Genomic DNA, 20,833 nt, shown 5'->3' on the forward strand with positions numbered 1-20,833 from the left:
GAATCTAATAAGGGTGACCTGAATTTGTGCGGCTGAAGTGCGGATCCGGACGCCGCGCGGTCCCGGAACGCCCGAAATTCTCGGATGCCATGAGTTCGCGGGCGTGCCATTAGGTACACGGGGTGATCGATAGCACTCAGTCGACGCTCACAAATCAATGCTATAACCTGCGACGACGACAATTTCATCGGCAAGGAATCATCAGTATCCAAAAGTTCGCCACGCGGGCACTGGGAGTGCTGGCGATGATCGCTGCGAGAATCACCACAGCTCTTAAATCCGTTAAGGAACTGGTCGCCTGAGCCACCGGGCATACCGGGCACGCTGGTGACGCTCGTACTCCCCTGGCTCGATGTAACCCCGGCGGCCGTGAGGTTCGCGCCCGCACGCGGTTGCGCGAGTTCTAGCGCACCGCAACCGGTTCGAGTGGCGTCTCCAGCAGCGCGTCCACGGCCTCTTCCATGTCGCCACGCTTCGCCGCTCACGGCGGCGCGACCGCGGGATGCTCGAAATTCGCCGGTCCGGCCGATGGGCGGGCCGGCAGCGGGCTACGACGGTTTGCGAGGTCCGGCGCGAGTGGGGCGGCGCACGGACCCGACCGCGACGGAGGTGCCCGTTCACCCAGTCCGCCGGATCCGCGAACTAGGCTGCGTCTCGTGGCGGTACTGGACGGCGCGCGGCGCAAGACACTGGCATTGGGGCGCCGGGCACTCGGGCTCGATGTACCCGCCGCCGATCACACGATCGCGGTACTACACCGCGACGAGACCGAGGTGCCGGGGCTCGATCGCAAAGAAGTGGTGCAGCTCGACCGGATTCGGCTGCTCGGCGCGACCGGCACGGTGCTGATGGCGATCAGCGCGCTCGGCATCGGTGCGCAGCCGGTGCAGCAGAACCCCACCTCCGGCGTCCGGGTACTCGGCATCTTCGCTCGCGCCCATACGGGTTCGCTGGCGATGTGCATGATCGGCACCTTCGTGGTGGTGATGGCCTGGCTGCTGCTCGGCCGCTTCGCGGTCGGCGGTATCGGCGGCTCCCCCATTCACCGGCTCAGTCGCTCGCAGCTGGACCGGACGCTGCTGCTGTGGATCATCCCACTGAGCCTCGCCCCGCCGCTGTTCAGCAACGACGTCTACTCCTACCTCGCGCAGAGCGAGATCGCGGCGCGCGGCATCGACCCCTATCAAGAGGGACCGGTCGCGGGACTCGGGATCGACAATGTGCTGACCAACAACGTGCCGACCATCTGGCGCGACACCCCCGCGCCCTACGGTCCGCTGTTCCTCTGGATGGGCCGCGGGATCGCCGAGCTGACCGGCGACAACATCATCGCGGGTGTCTGGGTGCACCGGATGCTCGCGCTGGCCGGTGTCGCGCTGATCGTCTGGGCGCTGCCGCGACTGTCGGTGCGCTGTGGTGTCGCGCCGGTGAGCGCGCTCTGGCTCGGCGCGGCGAACCCGCTGGTGCTGTTCCACCTGGTCGGCGGCGTGCACAACGACGCGCTGATGCTCGGTCTGATGCTGGCCGGAGTGGAGTTCACACTGCGTGCCATCGAGGACACGCATCCATTCGACGGCCGCGCGTATACTTTGCTGATCGTCGGTGCCGTGATCATCACGCTGTCGTCGTCGATCAAAATCACCTCCATCATCGCCATGGGATTCGTGTGGATAGCATTGGCCCGCCGCTGGGGTGGCGGGGTGCGCACGATCGTCACCTCCGCGGCCATGCTCGGCGCGATAGCGCTCGGCGTCACCCTGTTCATCAGTTCGGTGAGCGGGCTCGGTTTCGGCTGGATCCATACCCTCGGGACCGCGAACGCGGTGCGCAGTTGGATGTCGCTGCCCACCGCGTTGGGCATCATCACCGGGTTCGGCGGCGTACTGCTCGGGCTCGGTGATCACACCACGGCGCTGCTGAGCATCACCCGGCCGATCGCGGCGACGGTGGCGGGGTTCCTGACCGTGCGCATGCTGGTCGCGACCGGAACCGGGCGGTTGCATCCGGTCGGGGCGCTCGGCGTAGCGCTCGGCGCCATCGTGTTGCTGTTTCCCGTCGTGCAGCCCTGGTATCTGCTCTGGGCAATCGTGCCGTTGGCCGCGTGGGCGACCCGGCCGGTATTCCGTGTCCCCGCGGTCGCGTTCTCGGCGGTGGTCAGCGTCATTCTGATGCCGCGCGGCGCCGATCTCGAGGTGTTCCAGATCGTCGGCGCCGCCATCGCCACCGTGATCGTGTCCGTGCTGTTCATGGTGGTCACCCGCAATGCGCTGCCATGGCGCGGCCAGACGGGGGTGTCGGCTCCGTCACAGGCACCCACCTCTTACGGTGTGACATCGTGACCGAGCGCAGCGAGGGAGCCATCGACACAGCACCAACGGGCACGACGCAGCCGAGCGCCAGCGAGGCAGAGTCGTGACCGCAGCCTCCGGACCCGCCGTACGCATCGACGGCGTCGTCAAGCGTTATGGCGAAACCACCGCGGTCGACGGGATCGGCTTCGATGTCGAACGGGCGCAGGTGCTCGCGCTACTCGGCCCGAACGGCGCGGGCAAGACCACCACCGTCGAAATGTGCGAAGGCTTCGTGACGCCGGACGCCGGGTCGGTCCAGGTGCTCGGTCTGGATCCGATCGCCGACTCCGATCGGCTGCGCCCCCGCATCGGCGTGATGTTGCAGGGCGGCGGCGCTTATCCGGGCGCGCGGGCCGGGGAGATGCTGGACCTGGTCGCCGCCTACTCCGCCGATCCGCTCGATCTGGAATGGCTGATGAAAACCCTTGGCCTGCAGGACAACCGCCGCACACCCTACCGCCGTCTCTCCGGCGGCCAGCAGCAGCGACTTGCGCTGGCGTGCGCGCTGGTCGGCAAGCCGGAGATCGTATTCCTCGACGAACCCACCGCCGGTCTCGACGCACAGGCCAGGCTGATCGTGTGGGAGCTGATCGACGCACTGCGCCGCGACGGCGTCACCGTGCTGCTCACCACCCACCTGATGGACGAGGCCGAACAACTCGCCGACCAGCTGGTGATCATCGACCACGGCCGCATCGTCGCCTCCGGCACGCCCGCCGAGGTGACCGCGCACGGCGCCGCCGGACAGCTGCGCTTCTCCGCCCCACCCAAACTCGATCTCGATCTGTTGAAAACGGCACTGCCGGAAGGCTTCTCGCCGCGCGAAACGACGCCTGGCTCGTATCTGGTCGAGGGCGAGATCGATCCGCAGGTGCTTGCGACGGTGACCGCGTGGTGCGCCAGGGTCAATGTGCTGGCCACCGACATTCGGATCGACCAGCGCCGCCTCGAAGACGTCTTCTTGGAACTCACCGGACGGGACCTACGCGGATGAACCAGCCCGACATTGCCGAAAACCGGTTCGTGCCCGGCACCTTCACTCCCGACCCGCGCCCGAACTCCTGGCTCGCGATGATGACCGCGCAGACAAGGCTCGAACTGATCCTGCTGCTGCGCAACGGCGAACAGTTGCTGCTCACCATGTTCATTCCGATCACCTTGCTGGTCGGGCTGGGCCTGCTGCCCTTCGGCGACCTCGGCGACGATCGGGTCGACAAGCTCGTGCCCGCGGTCATGATGGTGGCCGTCATGTCCACCGCATTCACCGGCCAGGCCATCGCGGTCGGCTTCGACCGCCGGTACGGCGCGCTCAAACGACTCGGCGCGACCGCGCTGCCCCGCTGGGGCATCGTCGGGGGGAAGTGCGCCGCGGTGTTGATCGTGGTGGTGTTGCAGGCAGTGCTGCTCGGGGTCATCGGGTTCGCGCTCGGCTGGCGGCCCGGGCTGGCCGGGCTCGGGCTCGGCGCGCTCGTGATCGCCCTGGGGACAGCCACTTTCGCCGCGATGGGGCTTCTACTCGGCGGCACCCTCAAGGCGGAAATCGTGCTGGCCCTCGCGAATATCCTGTGGTTCGTGATGCTCGGCATCGCCAGCGTGGTCTTCGCCGCCGACAACCTGCCGACCGCGGTGAACGTACTGGCCCGGCTCATCCCGTCAGGTGCGTTGGCGGTCACCCTCGAAGAGGCGATGCGTAGCAGCATCGACTGGTTCGGTATCGCGGTCCTGGCCGCCTGGGGTGCGGTTTCCGCGTTCCTCGCGACGCGATTCTTCCGCTTCGACTAGGACCGCGCTCGATCCCGGCGGCCGCCGAAACCATGCGACGAAGCCGACGAACGCCGGGATCCATTCCGCGCCAACGACGGAATGTAGTAGACCGGGTAAAGTGCACCGACCCGCTGCCGCTACCATCGTTCGCGTGCTGTATCGCGCATTTCTGCGACTCGTCGACAAGCTTCCGCTGCCCTCACTGAAGGTGCAGCGCTGGATCGCGTTCGTGGTCATCCTGTCGCAAGGGGGCATTGCCCTCACCGGCGCCGTCGTCCGGGTGACCTCCTCTGGTCTCGGCTGCCCCACCTGGCCGCAGTGCTTCCCTGGCAGCTTTACCCCGGTGGGCGTCTCCGAAGTCCCGGTGCTGCATCAGACCGTGGAATTCAGCAACCGCGTGCTCAGTTTCGCCGTGACGCTCGCCGCAGCATTGATCGTGCTGGCCGTGACCCGGGCGCGGCGGCGGCGCGAGGTGCTGGTGTACGCGTGGCTGATGCCGGGCGGCACCGTCCTGCAGGCGATCATCGGCGGCATCACCGTCCGCACCGGTCTGCTGTGGTGGACCGTCGCCGTGCACCTGCTGGTCTCGATGCTCATGGTGTGGGTTTCGGTCGTCATGTTCGCGAAGGTCTCCGAACCGGACGACGGCATCGAAACCATCCAGGCCCCCGCCCCGCTGCGCTGGCTCACCGCGCTGAGCGGTGTCGCCCTCGCGGGCGTACTCATCGCGGGCACCCTCGTCTCCGGCGCCGGACCGCACGCGGGCGACAAGAGCATCGAGCGGCCGGTCGAACGCCTCCAGGTGGAGATCGTCACGCTGGTCCACCTGCACTCGCAACTGGTGGTCTGCTACTTGGCCCTGCTCATCGGCCTCGCGTTCGGCCTCTTCGCCGTCGGTATCACCCCCGCCGTTCGCACCCGCCTGTTCGTGCTGCTCGGCCTGGTCTGCGCACAATCGCTCGTCGGCATCGTGCAGTACTTCACGAACGTCCCGGCGGCCTTGGTCGCCATCCACGTCGGTGGCGCCGCCGCCTGCACCGCCGCCACCGCAGCGCTCTGGGCGTCGATGCGGACAAGGGAACGTGTCTCGGCCCTGGTCCCCGATCCCACCGTCCAAACCGCATAACCGGACGATCTCCGATGAGCGCGATACGCCCGACATTGACATACGCCCGACATTCGATGCACCAACCACATGATCAGGGAGTTAGCCTATGACCGCACAGTCAACATCCCGGCCCGCCGACGCCTCGGGCACCTTCGCCATCGGCGGCGACCTGCCCGTCAACCGCCTCGGATACGGCGCTATGCAGATCACCGGCCCCGGCGTCTGGGGCGACCCGAAGGATCCGGACGAGGCCGTTCGCGTCCTGCGCCGCGCGGTGGAGCTCGGCGTCAACTTCATCGACACGGCGGACTCCTACGGCCCGTTCGTCAGCGAGAATCTCATCCGCAACGCGCTGCACCCCTATGCCGACGACCTCGTCATCGCCACCAAGGCCGGCCTGACCCGGTCCGGCCCCGGCGACTGGCGGCCTGTCGGCAGGCCGGAGTACCTGCGTCAGCAGCTGCATCTGAGCCTGCGCCACCTCGGGGTCGAGCGCATCGATCTCTACCAGTTGCACCGCATCGACCCGGCCGTTCCGCTGACCGATCAGCTCGGCGCACTGGTGGAGCTGCAGCAAGAGGGCAAGATTCGCCATATCGGCGTCTCGGAGGTGACCGTCGAGCAGCTGAAGCAAGCCCGCGAGATCGCGGAGATCGTCTCGGTACAAAACCTCTACAACCTCGCCAACCGCAATGCCGAGGATGTCCTCGACTACGCCGCCGCCGAGAACATCGCCTTCATCCCCTGGTTCCCGATCGCGACCGGCGAACTGGCCCGCCCCGGCGGCCCGCTGGACACCTTCGCCAAGGAGCACAGCGCCACCCCCTCCCAGCTGGCGCTGGCCTGGCTGCTGCGCCGGTCACCGGTCATCCTGCCCATCCCCGGCACCTCGAGCGTCGCGCACGTCGAGGAAAACACCGAGGCGGCGACCATCACCCTCACCGACGAGGAGTTCGCGGCGCTCACCGCCGCCGTCTGACGCTGTAAGGAAGCGGCCACCCTCGACCTGATCGGCGGGTGGCCGGTTCGTGTTCGAGCTCCAGTGACCGCCGAAGGCTGCCGCTGGTGTGAGAATTATGGCGGTCACTGTTCTCGTGTCAGATGATTATGGAGTCGGCGTGCTGTCCGAGGTCGGCGGCGTCCGTCCGGTGCGCTTCGAGCCCGGTCAGCCGCGGCCCTCAGCCGCCGACCCTTCTGGTCGGCGCGACCGCCCGCGACGGCGTGCACGGCGTCGACGAGTTGCCGAAACTGCTTGGGGAATTCGATGCCGAGAACGTCGTCCACTGCGGGTATTGATCCCGCCACCTCCCGTTTCCACGGTACTTCGGATCGCCCTATTGCAGTCCCGAAACTGTCGGCCGTGGTCCTCGGCGCGGACGGCGTACATTCGGCCGTAAGGGAAACGTAAAGGCGGGTCGCGGAGCAGGTTCGCCGGTATCCGCGAGGTCTACCGTGAAGAAGTCGAACCGCGGTGGGGTCGGAGGTGTCGGTGGCGACAGACGTGATCGGCAAGATCGCACGCGTGACCGCGACGATCAAGCCGGACCATCTCGGCGAAGTTCTGATCGAGGTGCGGGCGGGGACCGAGCGATTCTTGGCACGCCCTGCCGACGGGGAGACGACCATTCCGAAGCACACCCAGGTTCTCGTGGTCGGGAGCCTGGGCGGGCGGACGGTAGAAGTCACTCCCTTGAAATGAAGGTGCGGTATGGACGTCCTGGTATTGGTCGTCGTCGGGATCGTTGTTGTCGTTCTGTTGCTGTCGGCCGTGCTGTTTCGGCTTGCCTGGCGCGTCGCCGAACCCGATGAGGCGCTGATCATCTCCGGCTTCCGCGCGGGCGAAGGGCAGGCATTCGGCGAGAGCATGGGATTCCGGATCGTGACCGGTCGTGGCAGCCTCGTCGCGCCCGGATTGACGAAGGTCCGCCGAATCTCGTTGGAGGCCCACGAAAGTCAGATCACCGTGCCGTGCGTCAGCCAGCAGAAGATCAGCCTGGAACTGGCCGGGGTCGTGGTCTACAAGGTCGGTGACGACTACCGATCCATCGCGAACGCGGCACGCCGCTTTCTGGACCGCCCCGCCCAGGAACTCGAGACCAAGGTGCAGAACGTCTTCGTCGGGCACCTGCGCGCGATCGCGGGCTCGATGACCGTCGAGGACATGATCAGCGATCAGGACAAGTTCTCCGAACAGGTCCGCGATCGCTGCTCCCAGGAAATGGAATCCTTCGGTCTGGTGATCGACAGTTTCCAGATCCAATCGATCGCCAGCGGCTCGAATTACATTGCCAATCTTGCGATTCCGCACCAGGCAGCGGTGGAGCAGCATGCCCGCATCGCCAGGGCCAACGCCGAACGCGAGGCCATCGAACAGGAGCAGGCCGCCCAGGCCAAGATCGCGCTCGCTGTTCGCGACACGCAGATCAAGAAGGCCGGGTACCAGGCGGAGGTCGACAGCGCGAGCCAGGAGGCTGCACAGCAGGGCCCCCTCGCTGAGGCCACCGCGCGCCAGGCCGTGGTCGAGGTGGCGACGAAGGTCGCGCAGCTCGAGGCGCAGCAGAAGGAGCAGCAGCTTCAGGTAGAGATCCGCAAGCCCGCCGACGCCGAGGCATACAAGCAGACCACGCTGTCGCAGGCCACCCGCGACGCTCGCATCCTGCAGGCGGAGGCCGACGCCCAGGAGACCCGCCTGCGCGCGGAAGCCGATGCGGCGCAAACGAAGATGCAGGCTGTGGCCGAGGCGGAAGCCATCAAACTGCGAGCTGCCGCGCAGGCCGAGGCGACCAGGCTGACCGGTCAGGCAGAGGCCGACGCGATCAAAGCGCGCGGCTTGGCCGAGGCGGACGCGGTGCGGGCGCACATGGCAGCGGAGGCGGCGGGTATCCAGCAGCGCGCCGAGGCAATGAGCCAGAACCAAGAGGCCGTCATCGCTCAGCAGATCGCCGAGAAACTGCCACAAATCGTGGCGGCGGCGGCCGCACCGTTCGAACATGTCGACAACTTCACGGTGCTGAACGGTGCACAGGGCGTGACCTCGGCGCTGGCGGAGATCATTCAGCAGGCGGGCGCGTTGACCTCGATCGCGCGTGAATCACTGCTTCCCGCAATGAATCTCAAGGGCGTAAAGCCTGCCGAGAACGGACAGGCCGACCTGCCGGTGTAATTCGCGGCGAGACGAAATCCGCCCTGAGTGCGTGTCAATCGCGCTCAGGGCGGTGTCTCGTTGGAAACTCGGGCGCGCTCATCGAAACGTCACGTACCGCGGATGGCTCATTTCTCGTTGCGCGCCTTGGGGAATCGCTTCTGGCGGACGACCCATCCCGCCATCTTCGCCCAGTGGCCGGCGCGGGGGGTGACGACGGAGGTCAGCTCGCGGTCCCATTCGTCGGCCTCGGTGAGACCATCCACGGTGGCGACCAGTTCCTTGGCGGTGTCGAGATCGGCGACCATCCGGTCACCGAGAATGCCGTCGGAGCCGACCAGCGTGACGCGCACGCCCGAACGGCCGACCGGCTGCAGGACGGCAGTCGCGGCACCGCCGTGCTCGGCGACGAATCCCTTGACGGAGTCCACGAGGGAACCCGACAGCTTCACTGGGGCCGGGGCGGCAGGAGCAATCATGGCGGTTAGTTTACTGACCGGTGCGTTCAGGTCCCATAGGTGTAGAACGGATCTCATGCGCGCGATTCAGGTTTCCGAGCCAGGTGGTCCCGAAGTCCTCCAGTTCGTCGAGGTTCCCGACCCGAAAATCGGCCCGGGTCAGCTGCTGGTGGACACCGAGGCGATCGGCATCAACTTCATCGACACCTACATCCGCACCGGGCGATACCCGCAGGCAATGCCCTATATTCCGGGCGGCGAGGGCACGGGTGTCGTCGCCGAGGCCGGCGACGGCGTTACCGGGTTCGCCGTCGGCGACCGGGTCGCCTGGGCCGCCGCGCCGGGCAGCTACGCCCAGCGTGTCGCGGTGCCCGCAGCGGTCGCGGTGGCGGTACCGGACGGTGTCGAGGCACCGGTCGCGGCCTCTGCCCTGCTGCAGGGCATGACCGCGCACTATCTGATCGAATCGATCTACAAGCCGGAGCCCGGCGAGACCGTGCTGGTGCACGCGGGCGCGGGCGGAGTCGGCCTACTGCTCACGCAGCTCGCGGCCAATCGCGGCATTCGGGTCATTACCACGGTGTCCTCCGATGCGAAGGAGAAGCTCTCCCGTGAGGCGGGCGCCGCGGAGGTGCTGCGCTATAGCGACGAGCTCGCCGATGAGGTCCGTGCGCTCACCGACGGCACCGGTGTCGCCGCCGCATATGACGGCGTCGGCGCGGCCACCTTCGAAGCCAGCCTCGCCTCGTTGCGCATTCGCGGCATGCTCGCGCTGTTCGGCGCCGCCAGCGGCCCGGTACCGCCCTTCGACCTCCAGCGCCTCAACCCCGCGGGCTCCCTGTTCGTCACCCGGCCCACCCTGGCGCACTACACCCGCGACCGCGCCGAATTGCTCTGGCGCGCAGGCGATATCCTCTCCGCTGTCGCCGAAGGCTCGCTGCACGTCCGAATCGGCGCCACCTACCCGCTGGCCGAGGCGGCCCAAGCACACCGTGACCTCGAAGGTCGTAAGACCACCGGCTCGATCGTGCTACTGCCGTAACCGACCAGACCTTGTCTTGCACGGCGTTCGGGTCTTCGAGGTAGCGGGTGGCCTCGTCGTCGACCCAGGTGCTGATATCGCCGTAGACGAAGGTGTGGCTGTCACCTTCGTGGATCAGTAGCGGGCTGCTCATGTACTCGGCCATTCGTTCGGCGTTGCCGACCGGGGTGGTCGGATCGACCGTGGCAGGCCGACCCGAACGCACGCGAATCAAGATCAATAATCGCGCCCGGTGAGGCCGCGGTAGATGAACCGGGTCAGCCCCTCGATGGCCTGCTCGTCGGTCAGCGTGACGGTACCGTCCTCGACCGCCCGCAGCGGCCCCTGCGTCACCAGGAAACGGACTTCTCTCGGCGACTGGTCGACACCGACATCACCTCCTCGACAGCGAAAGGCACCAACTCCGATGCCGAACTGACATTGAGTGAATTCCACTTCAGTCTGGAGATGTCATGCCGACCAGGTACTGCTACACCGCGCTGCACGGCGCCGAATTACTGGTGGACAGTTTACGAATCCGGGCGCAGGACGGTGGGTGACCGCCCGCGTGCTCAGCATCAGCGCGGCCGAACTAGCTGAACAGGCTGCCGATGGTGTCCCAGCCGAGCACCGAGTCCACCGCCAAGCCGCAGAACACCACGGCCAGATAGTTGTTCGACTGCAGGAACAGTCGCAGCGGCTTCACCGACTCGCCGCGCCGCACGCCAGAGTACAGCTGGTGTGCCATGAGCAGGAACCAGGCTCCGGCGACCAGCGCGACGGCGGCGTAGATCACGCCGGTGGCGGGCACCAACGCCAACGTGGCAAGCACGGTCAGCCAGGTGTAGATGACGATCTGTTTGGTCACGACCTCTTCGGTGGCGACCACCGGCAGCATCGGCACCCCGGCCGCGCGGTAGTCCTCCTTGTAGCGCATCGCCAGCGCCCAGGTGTGCGGCGGCGTCCAGAAGAAGATGACACCGAATAGCGCGATCGCGGGCCAGCCGATGCTGCCGGTAACCGCGGACCAGCCGACCATGGCGGGCATGCAGCCCGCCGCGCCACCCCACACCACGTTCTGCGAGGTGCGCCGCTTGAGGCCGAGGGTGTAAACGAAGACGTAGAACAGGATGGTCGCGACGACGAGCATGCCGCTGAGCAGGTTCGCCGTCCACCACAGCCAGGCGAACGAACCGATGCCGAGCACCACGCCGAACCCAAAGGCATGCGAGGTCGGCACGGCCTCCCTAGCCAGCGGTCGCTTCGCGGTCCGCTTCATCACCTTGTCGATATCGGCGTCGGCGACGCAGTTCAGCGTGTTCGCGCTCGCGGCGCCCATCCAGCCGCCGAACAGCGTCGCCAGGATGAGGCGGATGTCGATGGTGCCGCGGTCGGCGAGCAGCATCGTCGGAATGGTTGCGACGAGCAGCAATTCGATGACACGCGGCTTGGTGAGCGCAATGTAGGCCAGCGGTCGCCGCAGCATTCGGGACAGCAGACCGTCGCCGGTGAACCGGTCGGCCAGCGTCGTCGCGGAGGAGCCGTGCGCACCATTGCCACCCGGCTGTTGCCCAATCCGCACTGTCTCTCCTCGCACGCTGTGCATCGCATCCGGCAATGGAACAAGCAGCGCGCGACCTGCACTGCGCGGCTACTACTACAGAGGATGGTAGACCCACGGCGACGCCGTTCCTACCTAGCCCCCTCCCGCAACAACCCGGGTTCGCTATGTGTGTTCGACCCGTCACACCCGAAGCAATCACTGGGCACGAGTCTTACGAGCGCCATTCGCGGCCGGGTCGGGCCGCGAACACGCATCGCCGCAGGTGCTGCAATTCCAACACAGTTAAGCCGGGTTCCCGCAATGCCGGTCACGCGGCACATCTAGGGTGGTCGGAGTACATCGCGCCACCAACCACCGCCGTCGACGAAACCAATGTCAGGAGAACCTCGGTCGTGTCAGTCACAGACGACATCCGCGCCCTCACTCAGCCGAACTACCCGGACGACTGGACGGATCTGGACACCAAGGCCGTCGATACCATACGGGTGCTTGCCGCCGACGCGGTGCAGAACGTCGGGAACGGACACCCGGGCACCGCGATGAGCCTGGCGCCCTTGGCGTACACCCTCTACCAGCGGACCATGCGCATCGACCCGAGCGACCCGAGCTGGGTCGGCCGGGACCGGTTCGTGCTGTCCTGCGGACACTCCAGTCTCACCCAGTACATCCAGCTCTACCTGTCCGGTTTCGGTCTGGAACTGGACGATCTGAAGAACCTGCGCAAGTGGGGCTCGCTCACCCCAGGCCACCCCGAGTTCCGGCACACCGACGGTATCGAGATCACCACCGGCCCGCTCGGCCAGGGTCTGGCCTCGGCGGTCGGCATGGCGATGGCTTCCCGTCGCGAGCGCGGCCTGTTCGATCCGGACGCACCGACTGGTGCCAGCCCCTTCGACCACTTCATCTACGTGGTCGCCTCCGACGGTGACCTCGAGGAGGGCGTCAGCTCCGAGGCATCGTCGCTCGCGGGCACCCAGCAGCTGGGCAACCTCGTAGTGATCTACGACGACAATAAGATTTCCATCGAGGACGACACCACCATCGCGTTCACCGAGGACGTCGCCAAGCGCTACGAGGCGTACGACTGGCATGTCCAGTTCGTCGAGGGCGGCGAGGATGTCGTGGCGATCGAGGCCGCACTGGCCGCCGCGAAGGCGGAGACCGGCAAGCCGTCGATCATCGTGCTGCGCACCATCATCGGCTACCCGGCACCGCACAAGATGAACACCGGCAGCGCGCACGGCGCGGCGCTCGGCGCCGAGGAGGTGGCCGCCACCAAGAAGGTCCTCGGCTTCGACCCCGAGCGGAGCTTCCAGGTGCACGACGCGGTGATCGCCCACACCCGCAAGGCGATCGAGCGCGGGCAGCGGGCGCATCAGGCCTGGCAGCAGCAGTTCGACGCGTGGGCGCAGGCCAACCCGGAGAACAAGGCGCTGTTCGATCGGCTCGCCGAGCGCAAGCTGCCGGAGGGCTGGACCTCGAATCTGCCGACGTACGAGGCGGATCCGAAGGGCATGGCCACCCGCAAGGCGTCGGGCAAGGTGCTCGCCGCACTCGCTCCGGTGCTGCCCGAGCTGTGGGGCGGTTCGGCCGACCTCGCCGAATCCAACAACACCACCATGCCGGACGCGCCGAGCTTCGGCCCCGAGTCGATCTCGACTGGCATGTGGAAGGCCAACCCGTACGGCCGCACCCTGCACTTCGGTGTGCGCGAGCACGCGATGGGCTCGATCCTCAACGGCATCGCGCTGCACGGCCCGACCCGCCCGTACGGCGGCACCTTCCTGGTGTTCAGCGACTACATGCGCCCGGCGGTCCGCCTGGCCGCGCTGATGCGGGTGCCCACGATCTACGTGTGGACCCACGACTCCATCGGCCTCGGTGAGGACGGCCCGACGCACCAGCCGATCGAGCACCTCGCGGCGCTGCGCTCGATCCCCGGCCTCAACGTGGTCCGCCCGGGCGACGCCAACGAGACCACCTACGCCTGGCGCACCATCCTGGAGCGCGACAGCGCCGAGCACGCCTCGCACTTTTCGGTGTCCGAGCTGCCACACCAGGACGGTCCGTCCGCACTGGCGCTGACCCGCCAGGATCTGCCGATCCAGGAGGGCACCAGCTACGAGGGCGTCCGCAAGGGCGGCTACATCCTGACCGAGGCCTCCACCGGCACCCCCCAGGTGGTCCTCATCGCTACCGGTTCGGAACTCCAGCTCGCGGTCGACGCCCGCACTACGCTGGAGGCGCAGGGCATCGGAACCCGCGTGGTCTCGATGCCGTGTGTGGAGTGGTTCGACGCGCAGGACAAGGCTTACCGGGACGAGGTGCTCCCGCCCGCGGTCACCGCTAGGGTCGCCGTCGAGGCGGGTATCGCGATGCCGTGGCACCGGTTCGTCGGTGACGCGGGTGAGATCGTATCGATCGAGCACTTCGGCGCCTCGGCCGACTACAAGACGCTCTTCCACGAGTTCGGCTTCACCACCGAAAACGTCGTTGCCGCCGCGCAGCGCACACTCGAGAACGTGAAGGGATAAGCGCTATGGCACAGAACCCAAACACTGCCGCTCTCTCGGCCGCCGGTGTCTCGGTGTGGCTCGACGATCTGTCCAGGGACCGGATCCAGTCCGGCAACCTGGCCGAGCTGATCGCGACCCGCAGCGTCGTCGGCGTCACCACCAATCCGACGATCTTCCAGGGCGCGCTCAGCAAAGGCCACGCCTACGACGGCCAGGTGAAAGAGCTCGCCGCGCAAGGTGCGGACGCGGATGCCGCGATCCGCACCATCACCACCGACGACGTCCGCGCCGCGTGTGACGTGTTCGCCGGTGTGTACGAGGCGACGAACGGTATCGACGGCAGGGTCTCCATCGAGGTCGATCCACGCTTGGCCTTCGACGCCGACCAGACCGTCGCCCAGGCGATCGACCTGTGGAAGACCGTCGACCGGCCCAACCTGTTCATCAAGATTCCCGCCACCGAAGCGGGCCTGCCCGCGATCACCCGCGTGATCGCGGAGGGCATCAGCGTGAACGTGACGCTGATCTTCTCGGTCAAGCGCTACCGCTCGGTGATGGGCGCCTACCTGGACGGTCTGCGCAACGCCAAGGCCGGCGGCCACGACCTGGCCAAGATCCATTCGGTCGCTTCGTTCTTCGTGTCCCGGGTGGACACCGAGATCGACAAGCGCCTCGAGGTGATCGGCACCCCGGAGGCCCTGGCACTGCGCGGTAAGGCGGGCATCGCCAACGCCCGCCTCGCCTACGCCGAATACCAGGATGTGTTCGACGGCGGCGCCCACACCGCCACCTATGCCCATGTGGCCTCGGCGGGCGCGAATCGCCAACGGCCGCTGTGGGCGTCGACCGGTGTGAAGAACCCGGAGTACTCCGACACCATGTACGTCACCGAGTTGGTGGCGCCGAACACGGTGAACACGCTGCCGGAGAAGACACTGGAGGCCGTCGCCGATCACGGTGAGATCCGTGGCGACACAGTCAGCGGCACCGCCGGTGCCGCCAAGGAGGTCTTCGACCAGCTCACCGCGGTCGGCATCGACCTCGACGACGTGTTCGAGGTGCTGGAGCGCGAGGGCGTGGACAAGTTCGAAAAGTCTTGGGCGGAGCTGCTTTCCGCCACCGCCGAGGAGTTGAGCGCCGCTACGTCCGGAAGCAACTGATCGGATGGCCGGCACAGCAGCGACAGGGAAAACGGCGGCGGTCCGGAAGAACCCGCTTCGCGACGAACGGGACAAGCGGGTCCCCCGCATCGCGGGTCCGTGCAGCATGGTCATCTTCGGTGTCACCGGCGACCTGTCCCGGAAGAAACTGATGCCGGCCATCTACGATCTGGCGAACCGGGGGCTGCTGCCCCCGGGTTTCGCGCTGGTCGGTTTCGCGCGGCGTGATTATTCGGACGAAGACTTCGCCCAACTCGTGCTCGAGTCGGTGAAATCGCACGCACGCACGCCGTTCCGCCAGGAGGTCTGGGACCACCTGGTCGAGGGCATCCGGTTCGTGCAGGGCACCTTCGACGACGACTCGGCCTTCGCCAACCTGGCCGATACCCTGGCGAAGCTGGACAAGGATCGTGGCACCGGCGGCAATCATGGCTTCTACCTCTCGATTCCGCCGAACATGTTCCCGGTGGTGCTCGATCAGCTGTCCAAGCACTCGTTGGCCACGTCGTCCACGACCAACGTCAACGGCCGCAAGCCGTGGCGCCGGGTCGTGATCGAGAAGCCCTTCGGCCACGACCTGGAAAGCGCCCAGGAGCTCAACGCGCTGGTGAACGGGGTGTTCCCGGAAGAGACGGTGTTCCGGATCGATCACTACCTCGGCAAAGAGACGGTGCAGAACATCCTGGCACTGCGCTTCGCCAACCAGCTCTACGACCCGATCTGGAACGCCAACTACGTCGACCATGTCCAGATCACCATGGCCGAGGACATCGGATTGGGCGGGCGCGCAGGCTATTACGACGGCATCGGCGCCGCCCGCGATGTGATCCAGAACCATCTGCTGCAACTGCTCGCGCTCACCGCGATGGAGGAGCCGATCAGCTTCCAGCCCGCCCAGTTGCAGACCGAGAAGATCAAGGTGCTCTCGGCGACCAAACTGGTCGAGCCGCTGGACGAGACCACCGCGCGCGGGCAGTACGCGGAGGGCTGGCAGGGCGGCGAGCACGTGGTCGGGCTGCTCGATGAGGAGGGTTTCGACCCGCAGTCGCGCACCGAGACCTACGCCGCGATCACCCTGGAGGTCGACACTCGGCGCTGGGCCGGCGTGCCGTTCTACCTGCGCACCGGAAAACGCTTGGGCCGCAGGGTGACCGAGATCGCGGTGGTGTTCAAGCGCGCGCCGCATCTGCCCTTCGACCAGACGATGACCGAGGAACTCGGTCAGAATGCGCTCGTGATCCGGGTGCAGCCGGACGAGGGCATCACCACGCGATTCGGCTCGAAGGTGCCAGGGTCGGGCATGGAAGTGCGCGCCGTCAATATGGATTTCAGCTACGGCGGAGCGTTCACCGAGTCCTCCCCCGAGGCCTACGAACGCCTGATCCTCGACGTACTGCTCGGGGTGCCGTCGCTCTTCCCGGTGAACGCGGAGGTCGAATTGTCCTGGCGCATTTTGGATCCGGTGCTCGAGCACTGGGCTGCCGAAGGTAAGCCGGAACCCTACGAGGCGGGCACATGGGGTCCGCCGTCGGCCGATGAGATGCTCGCCCGCACCGGGCGCGAATGGCGGCGACCATGATCGTCGACATGCCGGAGACCACCACCGGCGAAGTCACCAAGCGCCTCGTCGGGCTGCGGGAAAGCAATGGCGTGATCACCATGGGGCGGGTACTCACCCTGGTCGTGTGCACGCTGGACAGCTCCGAGGCCGAGGACGCCATCGACGCCGCCAACGACGCCAGCCGCGAACACCCTTGTCGGGTGGTTGTTTTGGCTCGCGGCGACCGGGAAGCCGAGACGCGCCTGGACGCTCAGATCCGCGTCGGCGGGGACGCGGGCGCAGCCGAGGTGATAGTGCTGCGGCTGCAGGGCGAGCTGATCAATCACGAGAGCAGCGTCGTCATCCCGTTCCTGCTGCCGGACACTCCGGTGGTCGCCTGGTGGCCGCGTGGCGCCCCGGAGTTCCCGTCCAAGGATTCGGTGGGGCGCTTGGCAGCGCGCCGCATCACCGATGCCACCTTCGCACCCGATCCGCAGGACACCATCAAGAAGCGGCGCGCCTCCTATGCCTCCGGTGATACCGACCTGGCGTGGAGCCGAATCACCTACTGGCGGGCGCTGCTCGCGGCCACCATGGACGAACCGCCCTACGAGCAGGTCGAATCGGCGATCGTGTCCGGGTTGCACGAAGAACCGGCGCTCGACATACTCGCGGGCTGGCTCGCCGCCCGTCTGGGCTGCCCGGTGTACCGCCGCACCGGTGAATTGCGGGTGGAGTTGCATCGGCCGTCGGTGTCGATAGGCATTTCCCGGCCGCAGACCGGCCGCACCGCGACACTCACCCGCACCGGCGATCCGGAACAGCGAATCGCACTGGCACGCAGGGAAACTCGCGACTGCCTCGCCGAGGAACTGCGTCGGCTCGACGCCGACGAGATCTATGCGGAGGCGCTCGCCGGAATCGAGAAGGTGACCTATGAGTGACGGTATCGCCGCCGAGTTCCCCGCCAATACCGTTGAGGTCCACGACGATACCGAGGCGCTGGTCACCGCCGCGGCGGCTAGGTTCGTCGGTGTGGTGGTAGCGGCACAGGCCGCGCGCGGTTCGGCATCGGTGGTGCTGACCGGCGGCGGCACCGGCATCGGACTGCTGGAGCAGGTCCGCAAGTCCCCCGGTGCGATCGACTGGTCGAAGCTCGACGTGTTCTGGGGCGATGAACGATTCGTCCCCGCTGGCGACCCGGAACGCAATGACCTGCAGGCCCGGCAGGCCCTGCTGGATCACGTCCCGGTCGACCCCGCCCGCGTGCACCCCGTCGCCACCTCCGACCGCGAATACCCCGATCCCATCGAGGCTGCCGCCGAATACTCCGCCGCCGTGCACGCCCATCTCGCCGAACACGGCGCATTCGACCTGCACCTGCTCGGCATGGGCGGCGAGGGCCACATCAACTCCCTGTTCCCGCACACCGACGCCGTTCGCGAACAGCACGAACTCGTTGTCGCCGTGACGGATTCGCCGAAGCCGCCGCCGGTTCGGGTGACACTGACCCTGCCCGCGGTCCGCCGCACCCGGCACGTCGTGCTGGTCGTCGGCGGTGCGGGCAAGGCCGAAACGGTCGCCGCCGCCGTCGCCGGTGCGGACCCGGTCGACATCCCGGCGGCGGGTGCGCACGGCATCGACTCCACCACCTGGCTGCTGGACAAGGACGCGGCAGCGGGCTTGCCGTAGCTATGCCGCAGATCCGCCACGAGGATCGCGCAAACTTCTCCACCGCGTTCGAGCATTCCGGAAAAATGCCGCCGAATGAGTCGACCGGGCGGCGGTCGTCCGGGATGATCGTTCGATGACCGAGCACGTCGCCGACCTGGATGAGCGGTTCTATGCGGAGATATCGGCCTTGGCATCATGGCCGCCGGTGCCTGCCGATCAATCGGTCGCGCCCGGCGTTACGGGTGCCGACTGCCTGGAACTGTTCGAATCGCAGGCGGCGAGTCGGCAACTCGACCTCGCGGCACGCCGCCTCGGCAGCGCCCGGCGCGGGTACTACAGCATCGGGTCGTCCGGGCACGAAGGGAATGCGGCGGTTGCCGCGGCGCTGCGGGCCACCGATCCGGCGCTGCTGCATTATCGCTCGGGTGCGTTCTTCGTGCACCGCGCGCGGCAGGTGCCCGGACTGGATCCTATTCGTGACGTGCTGCTCGGTGTTGTCGCCGCGGCCGCGGATCCGATTTCCGGCGGCAGGCACAAGGTTTTCGGTAGCAAGGCGGCGGGGGTGATTCCGCAGACCTCGACGATCGCGTCGCACTTGCCGCGCGCGGTTGGGCTGGCGTTCGCGCTAGATCGCGCCGCACGGCTGGGCGTGCCAGGTGAATGGCCCTACGACTCGGTGGTGCTCTGCAGTTTCGGCGATGCGTCAGCCAACCACTCCACCGCGGTCGGGGCCATCAATGCCGCGATTCATACCGCCCACCAAGGGATTCCGATGCCGGTCCTGTTCGTCTGTGAGGACAATGGCATCGGCATCAGCGTGCCGACCCCGCCGGACTGGATCGAACACGCCTACGGCCTGCGCCCGGGCCTGGAGTATTTCTCTGCGGACGGCTGGGACGCACTCGACGCATTGACAACCGCGACCGCCGCCGCCGACTGGGTGCGCGAAAACCGTAAACCGGCCTTCCTGCGGCTGCGCACCGTCCGGCTGCTGGGCCACGCGGGATCCGATGTCGAATCCGCCTACCGCCGCCCCACCGATATCGCCACCGACCTCCTCCGCGACCCCGTCACCGAGACGGCCCGTCTGCTCGTCATCACCGGCGTAGCAACCCCCAACCAGGTCATCGACCGCTACGACGACATCCGCAGCCGCGTCGCCGCCATGGCCGAATTGGTCTGGCACGAACCACAATTGACCTCCGCCGCCGCGGTCGTGGCACCACTGGCACCATCGCACCCCGATGCGGTGCGGGCCGACGTTCTCGCCCAGCGCGTCGATGCGTCGAATCATGCGGCGCAGGCCGATTCGATGACGCTGGCGCAGGCGATCAATCACACCCTTGCGGCGCTGCTGGCACGAGAGCGCGATGTGTTGGTGTTCGGCGAGGATGTCGGTCGCAAAGGTGGTGTGTACGGGGTTACCAAGGGGCTGCAGAAGGCGTTCGGGGCGCGTCGGGTGTTCGATACATTGCTCGATGAGCAGAGTGTGCTCGGTACCGCGCTGGGCACCGCGCTGGCCGGTTTCATTCCAATCCCGGAAATCCAGTACCTAGCATATCTGCACAATGCCGCCGATCAGTTGCGCGGCGAAGCGGCGACGCTCCAGTTCTTTTCCCATGGGCGATACCGGAATCCGATGGTGGTTCGCATTGCCGGGTACGCCTATCAGAAGGGTTTCGGTGGGCACTTTCACAACGACAACTCGATCGCGGCGCTGCGCGATATCCCCGGCATCGTCCTCGCCTCCCCGTCCCGCGCCGACGATGCCGCCGCCATGCTGCGCACCTGCGTCTCTGCTGCCCGCGTCGACGGCCGCGTCTGTGTCTTCCTCGAACCCATCGCGCTGTACCACACCCGCGACCTGCACCAGCCCGGCGACGGCGAATGGCTCGCCCAGCCTTCCGCCGAGCACGTCGAGCTGGGCCGTGCCCGGGTTTACGGCGACGGCACCGATCTCACCATCGTCAGCTTCGCCAACGGCGTCCCGATGAGTCTCCGCGTCGCCCGACGACTCTCGGAACGCGGCATTGCCACCCGAGTACTCGACCTCCGCTGGCTGTCACCACTCCCCCTCGAGGATCTCCTGCACCACGCCCACGCTACCGGCCGCGTCCTCGTCGCCGACGAAACTCGCCGCACCGGAGGCGTTTCCGAGCCTATCGTCACCGCCCTCGTCGACGCCGGTTTCGACGGTCGCCTCGCCCGCGCCACCAGTGAGGACAGCTTCGTCCCGCTCGGCCCCGCCGCCGACACGGTCCTGCTCGACGAGGACAAGATCGAGGCCGCCGCCGGAAAGCTCCTCGCCGAGTCCTGACGCCACCGGCTTCGACGAAGCCGAAATCGGCGGCAGCCGAACCTATCAGCGGCGTCGATAACCGAGGTCACTGTGTTCCGAAGTTGGCCGTAGCCAGCTGGTCGCTAGGCCGGCTCGGTGCCACTCGTCGAGGTTACCTACGCCCCCCACGTCCCCGAATCAAGGCTCCGCGAGCTCGCGGAGCACCTATCCCACATCGTGTCGGTAGCCGTGGAATG

At 67.1% G+C, this 20,833-nt stretch carries 16 protein-coding genes and 1 pseudogene; 14 read left to right on the forward strand and 3 right to left on the reverse strand.

The genetic code is table 11. The annotated features are described in order from the left end of the window. The first annotated feature begins 656 nt into the window (after positions 1–656). The 7 genes from mptB (at position 657) to ACV7NQ_RS45730 (ending at position 8,386) form a co-directional block, all read left to right on the forward strand. Complete coding sequence (gene mptB / locus ACV7NQ_RS45700) at positions 657–2,339, forward strand: polyprenol phosphomannose-dependent alpha 1,6 mannosyltransferase MptB (RefSeq protein WP_463365177.1); 1,683 nt, start codon at positions 657–659, stop codon at positions 2,337–2,339. A 73-nt stretch (positions 2,340–2,412) separates the two neighbouring features. Next, on the forward strand, positions 2,413–3,345 hold the full coding sequence (locus tag ACV7NQ_RS45705; RefSeq protein WP_463365178.1) for an ABC transporter ATP-binding protein: 933 nt from the start codon (positions 2,413–2,415) through the stop codon (positions 3,343–3,345). Then, positions 3,342–4,133, forward strand: a complete 792-nt coding sequence (locus ACV7NQ_RS45710; protein ID WP_463365179.1) for an ABC transporter permease — start codon at positions 3,342–3,344, stop codon at positions 4,131–4,133. Before ACV7NQ_RS45705 ends, ACV7NQ_RS45710 begins: the two co-directional genes overlap by 4 nt. A 133-nt stretch (positions 4,134–4,266) precedes the next feature. Continuing rightward, positions 4,267–5,241, forward strand: coding sequence for a COX15/CtaA family protein (locus ACV7NQ_RS45715; protein WP_463365180.1), 975 nt, complete (start codon positions 4,267–4,269; stop codon positions 5,239–5,241). Between the two features lie 88 nt (positions 5,242–5,329). After that, positions 5,330–6,202, forward strand: coding sequence for an aldo/keto reductase (locus ACV7NQ_RS45720; protein ID WP_463365181.1), 873 nt, complete (start codon positions 5,330–5,332; stop codon positions 6,200–6,202). A 510-nt stretch (positions 6,203–6,712) separates the two neighbouring features. After that, the gene (locus ACV7NQ_RS45725) at positions 6,713–6,922 is read left to right on the forward strand and encodes a hypothetical protein (protein WP_463365182.1); all 210 of its coding nucleotides are present in this window, start codon (positions 6,713–6,715) and stop codon (positions 6,920–6,922) included. A 9-nt stretch (positions 6,923–6,931) separates the two neighbouring features. Continuing rightward, on the forward strand, positions 6,932–8,386 hold the full coding sequence (locus tag ACV7NQ_RS45730; RefSeq protein WP_463365183.1) for an SPFH domain-containing protein: 1,455 nt from the start codon (positions 6,932–6,934) through the stop codon (positions 8,384–8,386). A gap of 107 nt (positions 8,387–8,493) precedes the next feature. Here ACV7NQ_RS45730 and ACV7NQ_RS45735 read toward each other — a convergent pair whose 3' ends face one another. Further along, a complete protein-coding gene (locus tag ACV7NQ_RS45735) occupies positions 8,494–8,844 on the reverse strand; it encodes a hypothetical protein (RefSeq protein ID WP_463365184.1) in 351 nt (116 codons plus the stop codon). 55 nt (positions 8,845–8,899) lie between these two features. Between ACV7NQ_RS45735 and ACV7NQ_RS45740 the strand changes: the two genes are divergently transcribed. Then, positions 8,900–9,865: a quinone oxidoreductase family protein gene (locus tag ACV7NQ_RS45740; protein ID WP_463365185.1), complete on the forward strand. Its 966-nt coding sequence runs from the start codon at positions 8,900–8,902 to the stop codon at positions 9,863–9,865. A 34-nt stretch (positions 9,866–9,899) separates the two neighbouring features. Here ACV7NQ_RS45740 and ACV7NQ_RS45745 read toward each other — a convergent pair. Together ACV7NQ_RS45745 and ACV7NQ_RS45750 are read right to left on the reverse strand one after the other, a co-directional pair. Beyond that, a pseudogene (locus ACV7NQ_RS45745) lies at positions 9,900–10,070 on the reverse strand (alpha/beta hydrolase); the annotation flags it as partial. A 366-nt stretch (positions 10,071–10,436) separates the two neighbouring features. Continuing rightward, positions 10,437–11,426, reverse strand: a complete 990-nt coding sequence (locus tag ACV7NQ_RS45750; RefSeq protein WP_463365186.1) for a heme o synthase — start codon at positions 11,424–11,426, stop codon at positions 10,437–10,439. Positions 11,427–11,800: 374 nt separating this feature from the next. Between ACV7NQ_RS45750 and tkt the strand changes: the two genes are divergently transcribed. The 6 genes from tkt (at position 11,801) to ACV7NQ_RS45780 (ending at position 20,615) form a co-directional block, all read left to right on the forward strand. Next, positions 11,801–13,942 carry a transketolase gene (gene tkt, locus ACV7NQ_RS45755; RefSeq protein WP_463365187.1) on the forward strand — a complete coding sequence of 714 codons (2,142 nt, stop codon included), beginning with the start codon at positions 11,801–11,803 and terminating at the stop codon, positions 13,940–13,942. Positions 13,943–13,947: 5 nt separating this feature from the next. Beyond that, entirely contained in the window at positions 13,948–15,084 is a 1,137-nt protein-coding gene (tal, locus tag ACV7NQ_RS45760) for a transaldolase (RefSeq protein ID WP_463365188.1), read from the forward strand. Between the two features lie 4 nt (positions 15,085–15,088). Next, a complete protein-coding gene (zwf, locus tag ACV7NQ_RS45765; RefSeq protein ID WP_463365189.1) occupies positions 15,089–16,663 on the forward strand; it encodes a glucose-6-phosphate dehydrogenase in 1,575 nt (524 codons plus the stop codon). After that, positions 16,660–17,568: a glucose-6-phosphate dehydrogenase assembly protein OpcA gene (gene opcA, locus ACV7NQ_RS45770; protein ID WP_463366061.1), complete on the forward strand. Its 909-nt coding sequence runs from the start codon at positions 16,660–16,662 to the stop codon at positions 17,566–17,568. Before zwf ends, opcA begins: the two co-directional genes overlap by 4 nt. After that, positions 17,561–18,316, forward strand: coding sequence for a 6-phosphogluconolactonase (pgl, locus tag ACV7NQ_RS45775; protein ID WP_463365190.1), 756 nt, complete (start codon positions 17,561–17,563; stop codon positions 18,314–18,316). The genes opcA and pgl overlap by 8 nt, the downstream gene beginning before the upstream one ends. Positions 18,317–18,431: 115 nt before the next feature. After that, positions 18,432–20,615: a thiamine pyrophosphate-dependent enzyme gene (locus tag ACV7NQ_RS45780; RefSeq protein ID WP_463365191.1), complete on the forward strand. Its 2,184-nt coding sequence runs from the start codon at positions 18,432–18,434 to the stop codon at positions 20,613–20,615. The last annotated feature ends 218 nt before the right edge of the window (positions 20,616–20,833 follow it).

It is taken from the genome of Nocardia sp. Tas62D01, assembly GCF_055232035.1.